Here is a 20,586-nt window from a genome sequence, read left to right on the forward strand (position 1 = left end):
ATGGCTGTGGTCCAATATCGAGTTTTGTAAAGGTTACAGCGATCAAACGTTACCGTTCGATTTAGAATTTACTGGATCAGTCTTCATAAAGGGCAGCTATGGCATATCGAATGGACCGCCGCGCCTATGCGGAAACCTATGGCCCTACGGTGGGCGATCGCATTCGCCTGGCTGATACTGAGCTGATTATCGAAGTGGAGCAAGACCACACCACCTACGGAGATGAGGTCAAGTTTGGTGGCGGTAAAGTGATTCGCGATGGCATGGGCCAGTCGCCGATTACCAATGCCGATGGCGCCGTGGATACTGTGATTACCAACGCCCTTATCTTGGACTGGTGGGGCATCGTCAAAGCGGATATCGGTATTAAGGACGGTAAGATTGCTGCCATTGGCAAGGCGGGTAACCCCTATATCCAAGACAAGATTGATATTGTGATCGGCCCAGGTACAGAGGCAATCGCGGGGGAGGGGATGATTCTGACGGCGGGAGGGATTGACTCCCACATCCACTTTATTTGTCCCCAGCAAATTGAAGTTGCGATCGCATCCGGTGTCACAACCATGCTTGGCGGCGGCACAGGTCCTGCGGCAGGCACCAACGCCACCACCTGCACTCCTGGCCCTTGGAATATCTATCGGATGCTGCAATCTGCCGATGCCTTTCCTATGAACTTAGGCTTTTTAGGCAAAGGCAACTCCAGCCAGCCCGCCGCTTTAGTCGAACAAGTTAAAGCCGGAGCGATGGGCCTGAAGCTTCATGAAGACTGGGGCACGACTCCTGCTGCCATTGATACCTGCTTGAGCGTTGCCGACGAGTTTGATGTCCAGGTGGCGATTCACACGGATACCCTGAATGAAGCGGGCTTTGTCGAAAATACCATTTCAGCTTTCAAAAACCGCGTCATTCACACCTATCACACGGAAGGGGCCGGGGGTGGCCACGCCCCGGATATTATCAAGGTTTGTGGAGAAGCCAATGTCCTACCGTCCTCCACCAACCCTACCCGGCCCTACACCGTCAATACCCTAGATGAACACTTGGATATGCTCATGGTGTGTCATCACCTCGATGCAGGCATTCCTGAAGATGTGGCCTTTGCTGAATCCAGAATTCGCCGAGAAACCATCGCTGCTGAAGATATCCTCCATGACTTGGGGGCGTTTAGTATGATTGCCTCGGATTCCCAGGCTATGGGCCGTGTAGGTGAGGTGATTATTCGTACCTGGCAGACGGGCCACAAAATGAAGGTACAGCGGGGACCGCTTTCAGAAGACTCAGATCGCAATGATAATCATCGAGCGAAGCGTTACGTCGCCAAGTACACGATTAATCCAGCTATTACCCACGGGATTGCCGACCATGTGGGTTCGGTGGAAGTGGGCAAGCTAGCCGATCTTTGTTTGTGGAAGCCAGCTTTGTTTGGCGTCAAGCCAGAAATGGTGATTAAAGGTGGCTTTATTGCCTGGTCCCAAATGGGAGATGCCAATGCCAGTATTCCCACGCCCCAACCGGTGCATATGCGACCGATGTTTGGGGGATTTGGAGGTGTGATCGCAGCGACGTCTCTTACGTTTGTCTCTCAAGCCGCTATGGAGATGGGGATTCCTGGCCAAATTGGTTTGCAGAAAAACGTCGTTGCCATTTCCAATACGCGCAATCTTAGCAAGGCGGATATGAAGTTAAATGATGCTTTGCCAAAAATTGAGGTGGATTCTGAGACTTATGAGGTGAGGGCCGATGGAGAATTGCTTACCTGTGAGCCTGCAACAGTGTTGCCCATGGCACAGCGGTACTTTTTGTTTTGAAAGGCCAATCCATTGGAGTGAAAGGTGAACTAGATATATCGACGCTTTTATGGTTTTGGCTGTAACCCTCATATTGACAGAATTGAAGATTTTTTAATAAATAGCCTAAGTTCGGGTTAAGCTTATTTTTGAGATTTTTCTGCGAAAGGATAAAGGTTTCAGCTTACTCAAGAATAAAGGGTTTAGCTTATTACGAACTCAGGTTAACTATCTTTTTGAATTTTGTTCAGTGTAGGGAAGCAAGGGAAAAGACTACCTCTGCTTATTCGATTTCATGATTTTACTTCTCCTGATCTGTGCTTCCTTTAAGATCTGTATGCAGACGAAAGATCTTGAAGTAATGGAATCTTTTTGTATGAAATACTCAAATGAGTAAAAAAATCCCAAAAATAATGTCAGGAAAGATGTCGTAACAACAATATCTTGTATTAAGATGATTGCGAAAGAGATTATAGTTGCTAAAAACCTGTTTGCATATTGAGTGCTTTTTGTAGATAGCTTTTCTTGCCTTTCTAAGAAATTCTCTACGATCTTTAAATCTTCTTCTGAGAATAGTGATAAATTCTTGATCTTATATTCTATTAGGTGATTATTGAAATTTGGTAATAACTCTTCCTCCAAAGGCATTCTCTTCCTATAGAAAACTCCATTCTTAACCTTTTCTATATAGTTCAATCTTCTTTCTGTTTTACCTCTTCTGCTTTTGAAATATGATAATAAGCTATGAAGGCCAATAACTGGAAGATATATTAATATCATTATTATCAGAAGTGCGAGATATATTCTTGTGAATTCAATGAAGTTGAATATTCTTAAGCTGCTAAAGAGTATCAATAGTAAGCATATTAATATAGAGACTAAAACAGACCCTAGTAATATTTTTTTTATTTATGAGGAGCTGCATGATTAAATAATCTATACAGAAAAATTTTTAGGAGTTTTCCAATCTTTGGTTCAAACCCTTCTTCGAATATATCTTGAAATTCATCTATTATTGGACCATATGCTTGCTGCCTCCGTATAGGCCATTCAGTATCAATTATTGGGGAGTATCTCTTTTCTCTAAAGAGGAACCACTCATCTTCTTCTTTAGATTTATCTTTATTAGAGTTAAATTGATTTGAATATTGCATGTTTGCTATTTAGGATATTCAACTAACTCATATTGACATTGAGATTGCTTTGATGATGCTCAGATTAAAGAAGAATACTAAATTTTTTAAACCGATTCTCAGATGTTGTTAGCGCTGTTGATGCAAGAACTTGCTTATCCTCGCTGACATCATCCTTGTTTATCAGCTTCTTCACTAAAGGAGTTAGCAGTTAGGATTAAGAGGAAGTACTTCAGATTCATGAGCATGGATGCTCTTGTTGTTTCAGTGCCACCCTCCACTCAACTGACTGATCGGCAGTTCTATGACTTGTGTCTAGCGAATCCTGATCTAAAAATTGAACGAACTGCCCAGGGAGAACTCATCTTTATGCCGCCCACAGGAGGGGAAACGGGAAAGCGGAACGCTACATTAGACCTCTTGCAATATTCATTTGACGATGTGGTATTGCTGTTTGCCATCCCTCAAGTTGTCAAAGATAGCTCGTAGTTATAGATAGCTGCAATCAAGTTACACCGCAGCGCGTAGCGACGACGACGATTGCGATAGCGCTCCGACAGAATTCTGAAAATCTTCAGGCTGCGATTAATGTGTTCAATGCCCATTCGTTCCTGACTCAGAGCACGGTTATACTCTCGCTGCAGGGAAGTCAGTTCACCGTGTTGTGGCTTCTTGAGAGGAACATAGCTGTTGGCATGATAGGCTGCAATCCCTTGATATCCGCTATCTTGCAGACTCTCGGTATCTGGATGGATATGGATACCTGAACCCTTGAAGATCTGAAAATCATGCCGACGACCTGGACCAACGTTAAGGCAGATAATCTCTAAAGTGTTGCGGTTAGCGATAATCTGGCATTTGAAGGTATGTCTCTTTTTTTTCCTGAATAATACGCTTTTTGTCTTGTCTGGGGACGTTCAATGGGCGTTTCAGTCACATCCATCACAACGACATCCGGTCGCTCGAACCCTTGTAGCAGAGATTTCTGACCGGGTAAGCGAAAGAGTCCTGAGTTCATCAGAGCGGTCTCGACCTGGTGGACAATACGGCAGACGGTTGATTCAGAGACTTCCCAATCTCCAGCAATGTGGAAATAGGTCCGATATTCTCGCCAATATTGAAGGGTTACCAACAGTTGATCACATTGACACAACTTTGGAGGACGCCCTGCATTGGAGCGACTCAGGTGATAGGTATGCCATGCATGGAGCATGCGTTTAAAGGTTCGCTTGTAGACTCCAGTTCGTCGCTTAAAGTCCTTTGCACTCAGCTGTTGGGCTGTTTCGTAATTCATTGGGTATGGCACTGAATAGAAAGAACATCAGGCTCAATACCATATCGCACATTCAATTATGCAAGAGGTCTATTGACCAGTCGCTTTGTCATATGGAACGAGAGCGCTAGCTTAGGAGAAGTATTTGACTCTTCTACTTGTTTCAAACTGCCCAATGGTGCAAATCGCTCTCCCGATGTCGCTTGGGTGGGCCAAGAGCGATGGAATGCTCTTTCTCCAGAAGCGCGAGAACAGTTTCCTCCCATTGCACCTGACTTTGTTCTAGAGCTGATGTCTCCTTCAGATACTTTGACGGTTACCCAAGCCAAAATGCATGAGTATAAGCAGATGAACAAAATTAATTACATAGAATTTCCTGGTTGTAAACTACCTGAGTCCTCTGTTTACATCCATTGATTTGATGTTATTAGTCCGTCCTATCTCCACCGAAAGCTTACGCTTATTGCATCGGATTTATCACAGTAGTCGCCATCATCAGGTCAGACAACGCGCCCATTGCCTCATTTTGTTCGCCCAGGGTTGGCCCCCCTACACCTTAGCCTCCCTTTTTAGTGTGAGTCCTAAAACGGTTTACAACTGGCTTAAGGCTTGGAACAACCGAGGATTTGCAGGACTCTATAATCACCCAGGTCGAGGTCGAAAACCGATGTTTAATCCCGACCAACAACAGCAGATTTATGAGTGGACTCAGGCATCTCCCATCCAACTCAATCAGGTGTTAGCTCAGATTGAACAACAGTGGTCAGTACGCGTGTCAAAGGCCACAGTTAAACGCGTCTTGAAGCAGATGGACATGAGCTGGCATCGCTTTCGCCAAGGGACATCAGGCCAGCCTTTATATGCCCACTACCTCGAAAAAAACAGCAGTTAGAACATCTCAAGGAACAGGAAGAGAAGGGAGACATCCATCTATTCTTTATGGATGAGAGTGGTTTTTCGTTAGTCCCCTGTATTCCCTATGGATGGCAACCCATAGGGACGTATCTGGAAATACCGACTCGTTCAAGTAAACGCTTGAATGTTCTGGGGTTTTTGAGTCGACGACAAGGGCTACATGCTTATACATCAGAACAGACCATCACCAGTGAGGTTGTCAGTCATTGCATTGATACCTTTTTTGCTGACGTGGAGTTGCCCACCGTCATTGTGGTGGATCAAGCCCCTATCCATACGAGCCAATCAATCTATGAGATGAAAGCAGAGTGGGCCGAACGGGGAATTACCTTGTTTGAGTTGCCAAGCTATTCTCCCCATCTAAATTTGATTGAGCGTCTGTGGCAATTCATGAAATATCAGTGGATTGAAATGAGTGCCTACTGGGGGTGGTCATCTTTGGTCGAATATGTGGAAAGAGTTTTGAAAGCCTACGGCGATGATTATGTAATTAATTTTAGCTAGGTGCTTATCGATAATGGTGTGCGTTTAGGCTGGCTAATCAATCGTCAACAAAGCTTTGTGGAAGTCTATCGTCCTCATCAACCCGTTAGTCGATTAGATTCGCCTCAAACTTTATCTGAAGAGGAAGTCCTACCTGGGTTTACCTTAGACCTATCTACTATTTGGAGATAGGGCTGAGTACTGCGGTTAAACCTTGTGGACGCTTTTTGAGCTTCGCTCTATTGCCACATCTTGAGTTTCTAACCAACCATCAATCATGGGGTAAAAACTCTTTGGCAAAGTTGGAAACCTCTTTTAGCGGCATGGGGTTAGCACAGTAAAAACCTTGTAAGAGGTGAACCTTGAGTTGTTTCATAACTTCGATATCCTCAGGCTTCTCAATCCCTTCACCAATCACCGTAATCTTGAAACTACTGGCCATTTCCACCATGGCGGACAGTACATTTTGCATGCGCTGGTCTTGAGTTGCACCCGCGACTAGAGAACGATCAAACTTGAGGAGATCGACTGGAAGCGTCATGACGGAACGCAAAGAGGAATACCCCGCCCCAAAATCATCAATGGCGACCCGAACCCCCAGGGTATGCAACCGATCAATTTGAAACCTGGCTTTCGATTCAGCTTCAATCAGCCCCCTCTCAGTAATTTCTAGAATCAGTTTGGCTGGATCAATTTGTTCTGTAAAAACGAGGTTCTCCAGATAATCAACAACCAGACCTTCTACTAAATCCTGTGCTTCGACATTGACCGTAATGCAGGTCTCTTTGAGCGCTGGAATCTTTTTCCACTTTTCTAGAGATTTCTGGGCTTGGTTAACCATGAACCGGGCAATATCGCTAGTGAGACCAATATTGGCTGCAATGCTAATAAACAAATCAGGAGGAATATTTTTTTGATCTAGCTTCCAGCGGGCCAATAGCTCAACCTTGGCGATGGTGCCCGTTTGATAGTTAATGATCGGTTGTCCCCAAGCTACGATCTTATTTTCTGCAACGGCCTGTCTGAGGCTGCTTTCTAGCCCCAGGCGTTCTTGAGCATCTTGGCGTAACGATTGGTCATAGTAAATGACCCGCCGCCGCCCCGCTTCTTTAGCGCGATACATGGCCTGATCCGCATCTCTGATCAGCTGTTCTAGATTGGCGATATCTCCGCTGGTTGTAGCAGTACCAATGCTGGCTGAAATATAGGCTTGGCCTGAGGTTAATGTAAAGGGTTGTTCTAGGGTGTTGAGGATCGTGTCTGAGATCGCAAGTAAGTCTCGCAACGGACATCCCGGCAATACTAGAAAAAATTCATCTCCCCCCAACCGAGCCAATAAATGGGACCGATGCTGGATAACATCTTGAACCCGTTGACCCACTTGTTCGAGCAGCTCGTCCCCCATCGTATGACCCAGGCGATCATTGACCTCCTTAAATCGATCGAGATCCACAAACATCGCTGCTAAAGGTCCAGGAGGAAGCTCAGAGAACTGTTCCTCAATCCCCACACGATTGAGCAATCCCGTGAGGCCATCGTAGCGAGCTTGGTAGGTGAGAGTGGTGCGTAACTTCACCTCATTCATCCGAACTTGTCGAGCTGAATCTAATGCTTTAATCGCCGGGATCAGGAAGAAAATGGTACCGATGCTAATTTGCCATTGACGCGTGGCAGCCATCATCACAATCGCCGTTGCCAGAATTGCTTGAATAAAATAGTCATTGCCAACGGTCACCATAATGGTCTGGGCTGCTAAGGCAATGGCCCATAAGGTCGTCAATGTCCAAAAAAACTCTCCGCCTTGAATAAAGGCTGGCCAATTGGTTAAGGCAATTCCACAGATCCAAATGCCTCGACTGGCGCTAATCATATTGACTAAAATTGGAGTTTCGTAGCGATCTCGCCATTTCCCCAGAATCCGACCGGAATGGGCCAAAAAGGTGATGCCGATCCAGATTGCATAGCCACTCATCCAAACGATGAATAGATTTGAGTTGACTTGAGGCCAGACAGCAACCGTAAAGGCCAGCATCATTGCAAATGAGCCTTGAACAATGCGCCATCGTTCACTCACCAACCTCCGATCCACATCCCGTTGGAGAGCGGTTTGAATCGTCTGAAGATGTGGCTGATTGGAATAACTCAAACTTTTATTGCCGCAATGCTACCCAACTCCATTGTGTTGATTGAACTCTCTCATGTCAGTATTTTGTGATGGAATCTACCCCTGCATAGCTTATAAACAGAGATAAGTACCCATGGCAACAGTGTAAGGGATGCCCTTAAAAGAGAGGGCTTGTTACAAGCCATTATGCCCACGTTAATTCACGAAAGTTTTATTCAATCGTTAAAATAATATTTCAAAAAATATAATTCAAGTCTTTCAGCTTAGGGAGCCAACTGTATCGGATTGTTTAAGCTCCAGCCACAGGCATTATTTCGACTTTGAAGAAATTTGAAAAAATGCATCTTTTGGTATTGGATTTGGCCTGATCACCATTATTAATTGATGAAATAGACAGTTTATGAATGATTGCGTGGATCAGAATAGATTTGGAAGTATGCTAATAGAAATAGTGCAAACACGTTCTTCCTATGGGCATCGAATACTCCGTCCATATCCCTAGTGAATTTATTAGCTCAAATGTCTGCCAGCTCCTCCCTGACTGGCTAGTTCCTGTTCTATCTGTCTTAATTGTGTTTCAACACTGCCCAGTCCTCCTAGTAGAGAAAACAGCAGAAACAGAATTTCATAAACAGCAACTTCGAGCCCAATTTGTTCAAATGGGGAGGTTGATTGTGTTGTCGTTGCAACACCTGGGATATCGAGCTGAGATATTTGATCCCCGTACCGGCTATCCCATTCTTTCCCAGCCAGGACCATTACGGCTAGATGACGTTGCTGTTGTGCAAACGAGTTTGGGATATCCTCTAACCGAAACGGGAGGATGTTGGATCGTCGAGCATCCCCATTGGGGCAATGCCGTGTTCCCCTCCGTGTTGTTATCGTCTGCATCCCCGGACGTCACCCAAGCCGTAGTAGAAAAAGTCCTAGCCTCTTATACCTGCTGACCCAAGAGCTGTAGCCGATACAAGCTCGCGTAGAGGCCATCCTGCTCCATCAGTTGATCATGGCTACCGGACTCCGCTAAATGCCCTCGATTCAGAACCAGAATGCGATCAACATTGCGAATGGTCGATAAGCGGTGGGCGATAATAATGGCAGTTCGCCCCTCCAGCAATCGTTCCAATGCCTCTTGAATCACTGCCTCTGTGCCTACATCTAAACTAGCTGTTGCTTCGTCTAGCACCAAGATTCGTGGATTCCGAATCGCGGCTCTGGCAAAGGCCAAAAGCTGTTTTTGGCCCCCCGATAGATTGGTCCCCCGTTCCCTCAGAATCGTATCGTAACCATCCGGCAAGGCTTCAATAAACTGGGCCACATTCATTTGCTCAGCTGCTGCCTTGACTGCTTCTAGGGAATACTCCTCGCCCAGGGAGATATTGCTTTTCACATCCCCAGCAAAAATAAACCCGTCTTGAAGAATGACCCCCACATGGCGTCGCAACTCTGCCTGGGGTAGATCTCGCACATCCACCCCATCCACGAGAATTTGGCCTTTGGAGATCTCATATAGCCGACATAGCAAGCGAATGATGGAGCTTTTGCCTGCCCCTGTGGGACCCACAATCGCGACTTTCTCGCCGGGATGGATACAAAAATCTAAGTCTTTGAGCACCCAGTCTTCTTCTTTATAGGCAAAGGACACATCCGCAAACTTGACCTCCCCTAACGGCTGATGGTTGGAATGAACGGGCAAAATCTGGGGATGTTCCGGGTCTCGGATTTCGACGGGCTGGTTCATCAAATCATTGATCCGCTCCACCGCCGTCAAACCTGCTTGGATGGCCGTAAACTTCTCTGCCAACTGCTGCAACGGAAAAAATAAACGCTGAGAATACAAAATAAAGGTGGATAAGGTGCCCAGGGTGAGGGCTTCTCCCACCACCTGAACACCACCAATCCAAAGCACCCCTGTTACGGCAATAAAGGCAATCCATTCTAGGGTTGCTGAAACCGCAGAATCGTAGAAAATGGTGTGATCAATTGCGGTGACATAACGCTGATTGATTTGGCGAAAAAGTTCAGCATTATAGGATTCACGCCGGAACAGCTGGACGATACTAATGCCCATAATGTTCTCTTGCAGATTAGAATTGAGGGCCGACAATTCTTCTCTAGCTTTGTAATTGGCGCTCCGATAGCGATGTTGAAAAAAGATAATAAGTCCCGTAACCGGAATCAGCAATAACACCAGCATCAATGCCAATTGCCATTGTTGGAGAAACATAAAAAGCACAATGACGAGGATTGAAAACAAGTCACTAACAATTCCCACTGCACCGGTTGAAAACACATCTCCCAGGGCTTCAACATCATTAGTTAATCGGGTAATCAGTTGACCCACGGGAGTGCGATCAAAGAAGCGAACGGCTAAAGACAAGACATGGGCAAATAAATCATTGCGAATATCTGCTGTAATCTCTTGTCCCACTTTTTGGACTAAATATCCCTGTACGGACTGCAGTCCAAACCGGATAACCACTGTGATCAGGAGTAAAACGGTTAATAGGTTAATGGTTTCGGGCAGGGTTAATCCTTGGAGCAAGGCCGCAAACCCCTCAACCCAGCTATTGATCAAGGACGGTAAGGAAAGATTCTCTAACCCATTAAACAACCAGGCCACGGCATCATAGAGTTGGGACTCGCTGCGAATGGCTGAAATAGCTTGGCCTACCAGAATCGGCTGGAGTGCACCCGCTACGGATAAGGGAATCAAGAGACTGAATACCGTTAAAAGTTCCCGGCGATACCGTCGAGCATAGGGAACGACTCTGAGAATTAATCGCCAATCGCCTTGAGAACGGCGCTTAGAACCAGAGGATGCGGGGGAAGCTGAAGAAGAGGTCATACGTCACAGTGTAGGGCGCAATGTTACGAAGTTGCACAATCCTAGCGGTCATTCCAACGATCCTAGCTGGCCTTAACCTGGTGGGGCTTTTTAGTTGCTAAGTTACAAGCAGAGACAACGGTTGGAGCAGGGTAGTGTCTCTGAGGAAGAAAAAAAAATGAAAGTTGCTATTTTTAGTAGTAAACAGTACGACCAGCAATTTCTGCGGGCTGCCAATCGGGAAGGCCATGAACTTGTTTTTTATGAGCCTCGCTTAACGGCTACTACAGCTCCGCTTGCCAAGGATTTTCCTATTGTTTGCGTCTTTATTAACGATCAGTTGGATGCGGAAACCCTGGAGATTTTGGCAGATCAGGGGACCCAATTGGTGGCCCTGCGATCGGCAGGCTTTAATAATGTCGATGTAGCTAAGGCAACTGAACTGGGCATCACGGTTGTTCGGGTGCCTGCCTATTCGCCCTATTCCGTGGCAGAGCATGCTGTAGGCATGATTTTGATGCTCAATCGCAAGCTGTATAGAGCCTATAACCGAGTTCGGGATGATAATTTCTCCCTGGAAGGGCTACTCGGGTTTGATCTCCATAACTGTTCAGTGGGAATTGTAGGAACGGGCAAAATAGGTCAATGTTTTGCCCAAATTATGAAAGGTTTTGGCTGCCAGCTATTGGCCTATGATCCCTATCCTAACCCCGCCTGTATTGAGCTGGGTGTGACTTATATGGCACTGGAAGACTTGCTGGCTCAATCCAAGATTGTTTCTTTGCATTGCCCGTTGATGCCCCAAACCCATCACATCATTAATGCCGCGACCTTAAAGGTATTGCAACCTGGCACGATGTTGATTAATACCAGTCGGGGTGGGCTGATTGATACCCCTGCTGTGATTGATGCGATTAAATCGGGGCAAGTGGGATATTTAGGCATTGATGTCTACGAACAAGAGGAAAACCTATTTTTCGAAGATCTGTCTGATACGGTGATTCAGGACGATCACTTTCAGCTCTTACAATCCTTCCCTAACGTTTTAATTACGGCCCATCAGGCATTTTTCACTCGCAATGCCCTGGAGAATATCGCCAGCACTACCTTGAGCAATATTGGTGATTTTGCAGCTGGGCGTCCCTGCATTAATCAAGTCAAATTGACCTAGTCCGGGGTATCCTAATCAACGGTTACTTCTATATTTCAGTGGCTATCAACTAGCGCTATCTAGATTTCATTCACTCTCATTAGTGCCAATATTCATGAGTATCAACACCGTCTATACCCAACCGTTCTCGGACCAAAAACCAGGAACCTCAGGACTGCGTAAGCAGGTAACAGTTTTTCAACAGTTTCATTATTTAGAGAATTTTATTCAATCCATCTTCGATAGCCTAGACAACTATCAAGGCCAGACCTTAGTAGTGGGGGGGGATGGTCGCTTCTACAACCGCCATGCCATTCAAGTCATTTTGAAAATGGCGGCGGCCAATGGTTTTGGCAAGGTATTGGTGGGCCAGAACGGTATTTTATCGACTCCTGCCGTCTCCTGCGTGATTCGTCAGAACAAGGCCTATGGAGGGATTGTCCTCTCTGCAAGCCACAATCCCGGTGGCCCGGACGGTGACTTTGGCATTAAATACAACATCGGCAATGGTGGTCCCGCTCCTGAAAAAGTGACCGAAGCCATTTACGCGCGCAGTAAGGAAATCGATGTCTATCGGATCACTGAGGCGGATGATGTCAACCTCGATCAATTGGGAACGTCTCAATTGGGAGAGATGACGGTTGAGGTGATTGATTCAGTCCAAGACTATGCCCAGTTGATGGAGTCCCTGTTTGATTTCGACCGTATTCGACAGCTGCTGACTTCAGGTGGATTTAGCCTGATCGTCGATTCTATGCATGCGGTCACGGGTCCCTATGCCCATGCCCTCTTTGCTGATCGTTTAGGGGCGGGGGCAGATAGCGTGATGAATGGTAAGCCCCTAGAAGATTTTGGTGGCGGTCACCCCGATCCAAATTTGGTCTATGCTCATGAACTAGTGGAGCAACTGTTTGGGGATAATGCACCTAACTTTGGTGCAGCCTCGGATGGGGATGGCGATCGCAACATGATACTAGGGCAACGCTTTTTTGTGACCCCGAGTGATAGTCTGGCCATTCTGACGGCTAACGCGAAGCTTGTACCGGGTTATCAGAATGGTTTAGCGGGCGTGGCCCGGTCGATGCCCACGAGCCAAGCGGTGGATCGAGTAGCCGCTAAGTTAGGCTTTGACTGCTATGAAACCCCCACGGGCTGGAAATTCTTTGGCAACCTCTTAGATGCAGATAAAGCAACCCTCTGTGGTGAGGAGAGTTTTGGCACTGGCTCAAACCATGTGCGGGAGAAGGATGGTCTCTGGGCGGTATTGTTCTGGCTGAATATCCTGGCTGTACGTCAGCAGTCCGTAGAATCCATCGTTAAAGAGCATTGGCAGGAATATGGCCGCAACTACTATTCCCGCCATGATTATGAAGCCGTTGACTCTGAAAAAGCCAATACCCTAATGGCGAATCTGCGAGGTAAGCTCGCGAAGTTGAAGGGTCAAAAGCTGGGGCAATACGAAGTGGACTATGCCGATGACTTTAGCTACACGGACCCGGTGGATGGCAGCGTTAGCCAAAAACAGGGGGTCCGCATTGGCTTCACGGATGGCTCTCGCATCGTCTTTCGACTGTCCGGGACGGGTACCCAAGGAGCTACTCTGCGGGTGTATCTAGAAAGTTATGAACCAGATGTCAGTAAACAGGGCCTCGATCCGCAAGATGCTCTAGCACCGCTAATTACTTTGGCAGATGAAGTGGCTCAAATTCGCACACTGACGGGCCGTGACGAACCCACGGTGATCACCTAAATACCTCCATCGCTCCAATGACAATTAGTGGCATTGGAACGATTTGCCCACTCAAGGTTCTGCCGCATTTCCTGCCCCATGGCCTGAACACTGGGATCAGAGCTTTGGAGCAGAGCTTCTGAAACATTGTGCTGCTCAATTAAGCTGCAGTTTTGGCTGAGCTTATACTTGTCTGTTAGTGACGTTGTTAGACCATCAGCATCACCTTGATCAAGTGCTGAGTCTGTTTAAACAAAATTTTCCCAACCTTACAGCTGCTATGTACTACAACCTAGGTTTAGCCTTAAGGTATGAAGGTTTCCAAGATTTAGAAGCTCAAGTCTCTCTTCAAATGCAGACTTCTTTTCCCAAAGCCTGCGTAGAAAATTCAGGCTTATGTTGAGCAAAAGCTTGCCTCAAGATCCGGTCTTCTGCACTTGCTCGCAAATCCAAACAACCATACTAAACGGGAAAAAATAGGTTAGTTGCCCAGTTTTGGGACGATTGCAGAGGAGGCTTGTAAACAGAATCAAGTTTTTCGTCATCAAGCCAGTTCAGTCTATATTTTTTTGGTTATTCAGTTGACACAATTAGTTCTTCTCGGCGGTCCTCCAGGGGTAGGAAAATCTACGGTCCTAAAAACCCCACCTTTAAACGATTTTAGATGTTTGGAAGCAGATGATATCTGGGCACCCAATAGAATAGGTCCGAGACAGGAAGCAATCCGTGAAGTCATTAGGGCTTCTCAGCTCATCCAACACAGTCATCTTATCTTGGGTCTTCGCTAGATCAGAGCTTTAAACTCCTTTCTACGACTATTTTGCGGACCTAACCTCAATTCAATCGATCTACTTAGTGTGTGATTCAAAAACTTTAGCTTCGCGTCTCGAAAATCGAGGTACTGCAACTCAAGAACACTATGCTCTAGAAAAACTCAGGCTAATTCATACATTACCATTCAAGAAAATAGATACTACCGATAAGGCACCTGAAGTTGTCGCAACAATACTCATTAAAACTATCAAATCTTCTACCTAAAAACTTCTCGTCGAAATATCAATACAGGCTTGCTCTAGTTGTCAATATCTAGCTAGTTAGGCAATAAAAACTCTAGCTTCTATCTTTTTGGATTATCAAAAAAGATAGGAGAAGTCGCTAGCTAATCTCAGCGTATATATGCTATAGACACAGAAAAAAAAGCCCAGATCTGACTAAACAAATGGATGATGATAAGGAATACAAGCTCTCAATTCGGATCGCTGGTAACACGCAGATTCCATGTTTACAAGCAATTTATTCTAAAGGGTATATTCTCTCACACTACTACTTGAACAATACACCTGGCGAATGGAAAGATCCACAATGGGATGCAGAAAAGAATGGTCGAAGATTCAGTGCCACGTCCCTTGAAGAGCTTCTAGGTCTCATTGCTATGTGGGAGATCCGTGGTGATGACTGGCGGCATCAAAGTGGGGAACAAGAACTGTATGATCACCTTATAGAGTCTGCTCCCATGTATAACAGTGAAGGCAACATCATTGACAATTAAATGATATAGCAAGCAAGATCTGAAATTCTGCACAGTTTTCCAGAAAAATTGCACATTCACCACAATATGCCCCTTCTAAACTGAAAGCCTGTTGTAGTTAGGGAAAGGATAATGCGCGTACTGGTGATTGGTGGCACCCATTTTATTGGGCCTTATGTGATTCGATATTTGGTCTTTGCGGGACACACCGTTAAAGTGTTTCATCGAGGACAAACAAAGGCGGACTTGCCCACGACCGTCACTTATCTCCAAGGCAATCGCCAAGACATACACCAGTATCAGTCGCAGATCGAAGCCTTTGCTCCCGATGTCATTCTGGACATGATTCCCTACACAGCAGCAGATGCCCAAACCGTGCTCAACACCATCACCGGAACTTGTTCGCGCATCGTTGCCATCAGCAGTCAAGATGTCTACCGAGCGAGGGATGTTATTTGGGGCTTAGAAACAGACATAGTGGATTCAACACCCCTAACTGAATCCTCGCCCCTCCGGTCACAGCTGTATCCCTACCAAAATGCTCCCCAACGACCGCTAGGTGTTCCCTCCAATTACGACAAAATATTGGTAGAACGGACCTACTTGAATGCAGCTGATATGGCAGTAACCCTCCTCAGATTGCCCATGGTCTATGGTCCTGGCGATCCCCTTCATCGCTTTTACGCTTATCTTCACCGCATGGACTCAAAACGTCCTGTAATTGTGCTCGATGCTCGACTGGCTCAATGGCAGAGTAGCTATGGCTATGTTGAGAACATTGACTGGGGCATTGCCTTAGCAGTTATGCAGAACCCTGAGTCAGAATCAACGACTAGCCATCGAATCTATAATCTGTCTGAACTGCATCCACTGAGTGAGAAGGAGCGGCTGAACTTGCTTGCTCAATCAGCAAACTGGCCAGGCCAGATCCTAGCTGCAATGCCAGACCAGCTCCCTCCCGATCGGCTTATTCCCTTCAATTTTCAGCAAGATTGGACAACAGACTCTTCCCTAATTCGCCAGGAATTGGGATATCAAGAGCCAGTCTCCATTACGACCGCACTAGAAAGAACCCTCCATTGGGAGCGTCAAAACCCACCCACAGATATCCAGAACTCCGCCAGTGCCATGGTCTTACTAGATCCAGAAATAGAAGATCGAGTCGTTGCTGCCTTCAGCCATTAGCTTATGCACTCGCGATTTCTAACGCTTGTTGTAGGCGTTTGAGATCTTCTCCCCGCTGATGGAGTAATAACCAAGACTCCATCAAATCGGGACCCTTCATATCTCCAGTTAATGCAGCACGAAGAGATCGCATTACCAATCCCTTCTTCAGCTTGTTGGCTTTCACCGTCGAATTAATAAACGATTTTGCGATTTCTGCTGAAAACTCCGATTCTGCAGCCGCCGCCAGCGGGTCAATCACCCCTTGTAATGCTACCGCTACGCTCTCTTGGCTCAACTGCTTCTGAGCATCCTCACTCCAGGTCAATTCACGGGTAAAGAGAAACTTCGTCATCTCGACAACATCCTTCAGTCTGACCAAACTCGGCTGAATCAAGGCCGTCACTTGGTCGAGCCAAGGCCGATCGGCCACCGGGTCAAAGTCATATTTCGCAGCTTGCCAATAGGGCATCAACGCATCCGCTAACTCCGCCAAAGGCAGCCCATGAAGATATTGACTACTGATCCAATCCAACTTGTCCCAATCAAACTTAGCCCCCGCCTTATTCACCCGCTCAAAATCAAATTGAGCCGCCGCATCGCTCAAGCTGAAAATTTCCTGGGTCGCATCAGGCGGAGACCAGCCCAATAGGGTCATATAGTTCGCCAAGGCTGGGGCCGTAAATCCCATCTTCTGAAAATCAGAAATAGACGTCACGCCATCCCGTTTCGACAGCTTCCGCCCCTCCTTATTCAGGATTAAGGGAGTATGAGCAAATTCAGGTACCGTACCGCCAAAGGCTTGATAAAGCAAAATCTGCTTGGCCGTATTAGCAATATGGTCTTCCCCTCGGATTACATGGGAGATGTTCAAATCCATATCGTCTACAACTACTGCCAAGTTGTAGAGGGGTTGGCCCACTTCCCCAGAAGCGGTGGCTCTCGCAACCACCATATCGCCCCCCAAATCTCGTCCTTGCCAATGCATGGGACCGCGAACCAAGTCCTTCCAGGTAATGGTTTGGTCATCCTCAATCTTGAAGCGGATCACCGGCTGACGACCTTCGGCTTGGAAAGCAGCTTCTTGCTCCGCTGTTAAATTGCGATGGCGATTGTCGTATCGGGGGGCTTCATTCCGCTCTTTTTGAGCCGTTCGCATCTCATCCAGCTCTTCAGGCGTACAGTAGCAGCGATAGGCAAGGCCCTGATCGAGCAGCTTTTGAATCGCCTCCCGATACAAATCCAACCGTTCCGACTGGAAATAAGGACCTTCATCCCACTCCATTCCTAGCCAGCGCAATCCTTCCAGAATATTCTCGGTGTATTCCGGTTGCGATCGCTCCTCATCCGTATCTTCAACCCGCAGGATGAAGGTGCCCTGGTGATGGCGAGCATATAGCCAATTAAAGACTGCAGTTCTAGCAGTGCCAATATGAAGGTTCCCCGTTGGACTAGGGGCGATACGAACTCGAACGGTCACTAAATCTCTCGGTTACATTACAGATTCCATCCTACCGATAAAGCCACCCGAATAGAGATCCGAAAATCTCCCAGGTGGCTTCATACAGAAATATGGGACAAGAACGGGACTGACGGGATTCGAACCCGCAACTTCCGCCGTGACAGGGCGGTGCTCTAACCAGTTGAACTACAGTCCCTTGCGTTGAGCAATCTTTATTGTGCTTACAGAAACGGCATTTGTCAAACAAATCGTGTGAAATGCCAGAAAATTATCCTGCTGAGAGGATCAATTAGTGAACACGTTGAGCAATAAGCTGCTCCTCTAACGCTGCAATACGGTTGTAAGCAGCGGTCAGTTGAGCCGTCAATCGCTGAATCTGAATTTCAGGCGTGATGGGTCTCTCACCATGCTGTTCTCTCGAATCAAAGGAGTTATCTTCTGCCAGCACATCCTTATGGCTCAAACTTGGGCTGGTATGTAGCGAAGATTCATTAATGATGGCCCCAGGGAGCGGACGTTGGTGCGATTCTTGCTGAGAAAGGGTTGACGTCAGTTTATGATCAAGCTGCTCGATTACCTGGTGCAGGGCATCAACCTTATTACTCACCAGGGTGAGTTGTTCTTGCATTGGATCCATGGTCTTTCCCTACTGATTTGACTTTATTCCATGTTAAGGATTTTTGGAGGTAAAAGGAGTCTTTATGAAGGCACAAAACGGAATTAAATCTAAAGTCTCGTCGCCATAAATTGGGTGTTAGATCCGCATTTTTACCTATTCGACATCACTAAATCCTTGGAACATCTACTGGGCTTGAAAGTTGAGTACTTCTATTTTCAAAAAACTTACAGAAAACATCATTCCATGTTTGTTGAACCGGGACTCGAATAGTCATAATTCGTTAGAAAATAAGAGCCACTTCCCTGATGGCATGCATTATCGACCGTTTGAGTCTTCAAACATCGGTTTCCAATCCAGCAGCGTTATCCTAATAGAGGTGATGAATAAAAAGTGATGGATCGACGTTCTTTTTTACAGACCTTAGGTGCAGTAACCTTGAGTCAATTATTAGGGGCCTGTCAACAGAACAACCGCACCGCATTACAAGTAAATTTGTTGCAGAAGACCTTACCCCCTCAATTGGTAGATAAATTCCGCTCAAACTCAAATATTCCTTTACAAATTTCCCTTAAATCCTCTACCCAGGAAATTTTTACTCAGCTCCAAAAATGGAACAAAGAAGATCAAAAGCAAAGGTCTGAGAAAGTACCTTCAGAAGATCAACCCAAACTCCCATCCCGATTAGCCAGCCTAGGAGATTACTGGTTACCCCAAGCGATCCAGCAAAACCTAATCCAACCCCTATCCGCCGATGATCTGAATCGATGGTCCGCCTTAGCGCCTCAATGGCAGCAGCTCGTTCGTCGCGATCTGCAGGGCAATCCCAGCGCCGAAGGCAAAATTTGGGGGGCTCCCTATCGGTGGGGGGCCACCATGATTGCCTTTCGAAAAGACAAATTCAGAGATTTAGGATGGCAACCCCAAGATTGGTCAGACTTATGGCGCTCTGAACTGAAGGAGCACATTAGCCTCCTCGATCAACCCCGAGAGGTCATTGGTCTTACCCTCAAAAAACTGGGCCAGTCCTACAACTTAGAGGATCTAGACACCATTTCAGAACTCCCCCAAACCCTGAAGGAACTGAATGAGCAAACCCTCTTTTATGCCTCTAGCCAATATTTAGAGCCCCTAATCTTGGGAGATACCTGGGCTGCGGTGGGATGGTCATCTGACATATTACCCACTCTAGCCCGAGAACCTGATTTGGAAGCAGTCTTCCCTGCATCTGGCTCAGCCTTGTGGGCGGATCTATGGGTCCAAGTCCAACCGAGTGAAACGATTAATCAATGGATTAATTACTGGTGGGAAGACACCGTTGCCAATAATTTATCCAAATTTACAGATACCATCTCCCCGCTGTTATCCACCACACTTCCGGTCAAGTCGCAAAGCCATCGACTTGTTGCCGCTCCTAAGCAGTTCGAAAGGAGTGAGTTCTTGTTCCCCCTCTCACCACCCACCCTGCAACAATACGAACGTCTGTGGCAAGCTATGCGAATACCAGTCTAAAACACACTTCGAGGATAATTTGGGTTTAACCAAAGCCGACAAGGTAAAGCCTGGGTGGACTTAGGATCTGCATAGTCCGGAATCGGTTGAGATCGTTCATCCAGCATGCTGGGAATGAACTGTGGATCGCTTTGAGCAAAGTCACAGGTATAGGCCCCTAAGACAAAATCTTGGGAATCTAGCACCATCAGCTGATAGCCAAAACTGCTAGCATCGGACCCAAACTTGAGCACAAATGCGTACCGTTCAAAGTAAGTATATCGAGTCCATAATTCGGGTCGAACCCTCACATTAATTTGTTGGTTGCCCACCTGCCCAACCCCATAGGCTTTCCAGTCCGAGACTAATTTTTCTCCGAATTGCTCATTGGTCCACCAAAGGCTGGGCACTGTAAACCCTTTTTGAGATGGGGTATCTGCAGAAATAATCGGCCCATCCGGACGATTTTCGATCAAGGTTTGTAATTCCATTGGTAGGGCATCCGAGGCCGGTTGGCGTCGGGGTTGAGCTATGGCAATGTCGCTGATCAAGTGAGTCAAACAGACCACCCCTCCCCAACAACATCCCATCATTCCAGCCTTCAGTCCCAGTCGTGGGGTCCCAAGCTGAAGCTTACAGGATGCCTGGCGGACGGTAGCTAGCCGACCTTTCAATAGGAGGAATAATCTTGACATTACCTCAACTCTTGGGATGGTAGGGTTGAATGCACTTCCAATCCCGAAATATAGCTATAAAACAACAGCCAACTAGGCCAAAGACGCTTGTGATCAATAGTGGCCAGTTAAGGCTTAAAAAGTCAATGCAATCCATCTAAATACTTTAGTCAATCCTTCAAATAGACTAAAGTATTTAGAAATTGGCCAGATATATGATCCGATCAAG

Annotated in this window: 16 protein-coding genes, 1 tRNA gene and 2 pseudogenes; 11 read left to right on the forward strand and 8 right to left on the reverse strand. The window is 46.5% G+C overall.

What is annotated here, in order from left to right; translation table 11 throughout:
* Window positions 1–98: 98 nt before the first annotated feature.
* On the forward strand, window positions 99–1,808 hold the full coding sequence (gene ureC, locus AM1_RS23140; RefSeq protein ID WP_041660221.1) for an urease subunit alpha: 1,710 nt from the start codon (window positions 99–101) through the stop codon (window positions 1,806–1,808).
* An 884-nt stretch (window positions 1,809–2,692) separates the two neighbouring features.
* Here ureC and AM1_RS23150 read toward each other — a convergent pair.
* Complete coding sequence (locus AM1_RS23150; protein ID WP_041660239.1) at window positions 2,693–2,941, reverse strand: hypothetical protein; 249 nt, start codon at window positions 2,939–2,941, stop codon at window positions 2,693–2,695.
* A gap of 225 nt (window positions 2,942–3,166) precedes the next feature.
* Between AM1_RS23150 and AM1_RS23155 the strand changes: the two genes are divergently transcribed.
* Window positions 3,167–3,409 carry a PDDEXK family nuclease gene (locus tag AM1_RS23155; RefSeq protein ID WP_049783771.1) on the forward strand — a complete coding sequence of 81 codons (243 nt, stop codon included), beginning with the start codon at window positions 3,167–3,169 and terminating at the stop codon, window positions 3,407–3,409.
* Here AM1_RS23155 and AM1_RS23160 read toward each other — a convergent pair.
* Window positions 3,385–4,214 (reverse strand): IS5 family transposase gene (locus tag AM1_RS23160; protein WP_238549049.1). Its coding sequence is split into 2 segments (ribosomal slippage): window positions 3,385–3,797 and window positions 3,797–4,214, totalling 831 coding nucleotides; the frame shifts between segments, so codons are not numbered across the junction. The two genes, AM1_RS23155 and AM1_RS23160, sit on opposite strands and share 25 nt — an antisense overlap.
* Window positions 4,215–4,286: 72 nt before the next feature.
* On the opposite strand from AM1_RS23160, the pseudogene AM1_RS23165 reads away from it, so the two are divergent.
* From AM1_RS23165 to AM1_RS38815, 3 genes and pseudogenes are all read left to right on the forward strand, one after another.
* Window positions 4,287–4,535, forward strand: a pseudogene (locus AM1_RS23165) (Uma2 family endonuclease); the annotation flags it as partial.
* A gap of 79 nt (window positions 4,536–4,614) precedes the next feature.
* Window positions 4,615–5,612, forward strand: a protein-coding gene (locus AM1_RS39940; RefSeq protein ID WP_148215715.1) for an IS630-like element ISAcma34 family transposase whose coding sequence is annotated in 2 segments (ribosomal slippage) — window positions 4,615–5,068 and window positions 5,068–5,612 — 999 coding nt in all. Because the reading frame shifts where the segments join, the coding sequence is not laid out codon by codon here.
* A gap of 6 nt (window positions 5,613–5,618) precedes the next feature.
* Window positions 5,619–5,783: pseudogene (locus AM1_RS38815) on the forward strand (Uma2 family endonuclease); the annotation flags it as partial.
* 79 nt (window positions 5,784–5,862) lie between these two features.
* Here AM1_RS38815 and AM1_RS23180 read toward each other — a convergent pair.
* Window positions 5,863–7,737 (reverse strand): putative bifunctional diguanylate cyclase/phosphodiesterase, encoded by a 1,875-nt coding sequence (locus tag AM1_RS23180; protein ID WP_041660248.1) that lies wholly within the window; start codon window positions 7,735–7,737, stop codon window positions 5,863–5,865.
* 449 nt (window positions 7,738–8,186) lie between these two features.
* On the opposite strand from AM1_RS23180, the gene AM1_RS23185 reads away from it, so the two are divergent.
* Complete coding sequence (locus AM1_RS23185; protein ID WP_010481006.1) at window positions 8,187–8,663, forward strand: methylmalonic aciduria and homocystinuria type D protein; 477 nt, start codon at window positions 8,187–8,189, stop codon at window positions 8,661–8,663.
* On the opposite strand, the gene AM1_RS23190 is transcribed toward AM1_RS23185, so the two are convergent.
* A complete protein-coding gene (locus tag AM1_RS23190; protein WP_012165348.1) occupies window positions 8,651–10,564 on the reverse strand; it encodes an ABC transporter ATP-binding protein in 1,914 nt (637 codons plus the stop codon). The two genes, AM1_RS23185 and AM1_RS23190, sit on opposite strands and share 13 nt — an antisense overlap.
* A 157-nt stretch (window positions 10,565–10,721) precedes the next feature.
* On the opposite strand from AM1_RS23190, the gene AM1_RS23195 reads away from it, so the two are divergent.
* The 4 genes from AM1_RS23195 to AM1_RS23220 all read left to right on the forward strand — a co-directional run bounded on the left by AM1_RS23195 (window position 10,722) and on the right by AM1_RS23220 (window position 16,135).
* Window positions 10,722–11,714 carry a 2-hydroxyacid dehydrogenase gene (locus AM1_RS23195; protein WP_012165349.1) on the forward strand — a complete coding sequence of 331 codons (993 nt, stop codon included), beginning with the start codon at window positions 10,722–10,724 and terminating at the stop codon, window positions 11,712–11,714.
* A 94-nt stretch (window positions 11,715–11,808) separates the two neighbouring features.
* Window positions 11,809–13,443 (forward strand): alpha-D-glucose phosphate-specific phosphoglucomutase, encoded by a 1,635-nt coding sequence (locus AM1_RS23200; RefSeq protein ID WP_012165350.1) that lies wholly within the window; start codon window positions 11,809–11,811, stop codon window positions 13,441–13,443.
* A gap of 1,198 nt (window positions 13,444–14,641) precedes the next feature.
* Complete coding sequence (locus tag AM1_RS23215) at window positions 14,642–14,971, forward strand: hypothetical protein (protein WP_041660272.1); 330 nt, start codon at window positions 14,642–14,644, stop codon at window positions 14,969–14,971.
* A 111-nt stretch (window positions 14,972–15,082) separates the two neighbouring features.
* Window positions 15,083–16,135, forward strand: coding sequence for an NAD-dependent epimerase/dehydratase family protein (locus AM1_RS23220; protein ID WP_041660274.1), 1,053 nt, complete (start codon window positions 15,083–15,085; stop codon window positions 16,133–16,135).
* Window position 16,136: 1 nt separating this feature from the next.
* Here AM1_RS23220 and gltX read toward each other — a convergent pair whose 3' ends face one another.
* From gltX to AM1_RS23235, 3 genes are all read right to left on the reverse strand, one after another.
* A complete protein-coding gene (gene gltX / locus AM1_RS23225) occupies window positions 16,137–17,594 on the reverse strand; it encodes a glutamate--tRNA ligase (protein ID WP_012165355.1) in 1,458 nt (485 codons plus the stop codon).
* A 104-nt stretch (window positions 17,595–17,698) separates the two neighbouring features.
* A tRNA-Asp gene (locus AM1_RS23230) sits at window positions 17,699–17,772 on the reverse strand.
* A 93-nt stretch (window positions 17,773–17,865) separates the two neighbouring features.
* Window positions 17,866–18,213: a hypothetical protein gene (locus AM1_RS23235; protein WP_010468166.1), complete on the reverse strand. Its 348-nt coding sequence runs from the start codon at window positions 18,211–18,213 to the stop codon at window positions 17,866–17,868.
* A gap of 375 nt (window positions 18,214–18,588) precedes the next feature.
* Here AM1_RS23235 and AM1_RS23240 point away from each other — a divergent pair, with 375 nt between their 5' ends.
* The gene (locus tag AM1_RS23240) at window positions 18,589–19,704 is read left to right on the forward strand and encodes an extracellular solute-binding protein (RefSeq protein WP_012165357.1); all 1,116 of its coding nucleotides are present in this window, start codon (window positions 18,589–18,591) and stop codon (window positions 19,702–19,704) included.
* On the opposite strand, the gene AM1_RS23245 is transcribed toward AM1_RS23240, so the two are convergent.
* The gene (locus AM1_RS23245) at window positions 19,701–20,378 is read right to left on the reverse strand and encodes a hypothetical protein (RefSeq protein ID WP_012165358.1); all 678 of its coding nucleotides are present in this window, start codon (window positions 20,376–20,378) and stop codon (window positions 19,701–19,703) included. The genes AM1_RS23240 and AM1_RS23245 overlap by 4 nt on opposite strands.
* Between the last annotated feature and the right edge of the window lie 208 nt (window positions 20,379–20,586).

Source organism: Acaryochloris marina MBIC11017, assembly GCF_000018105.1.
GTDB lineage: Bacteria > Cyanobacteriota > Cyanobacteriia > Thermosynechococcales > Thermosynechococcaceae > Acaryochloris > Acaryochloris marina.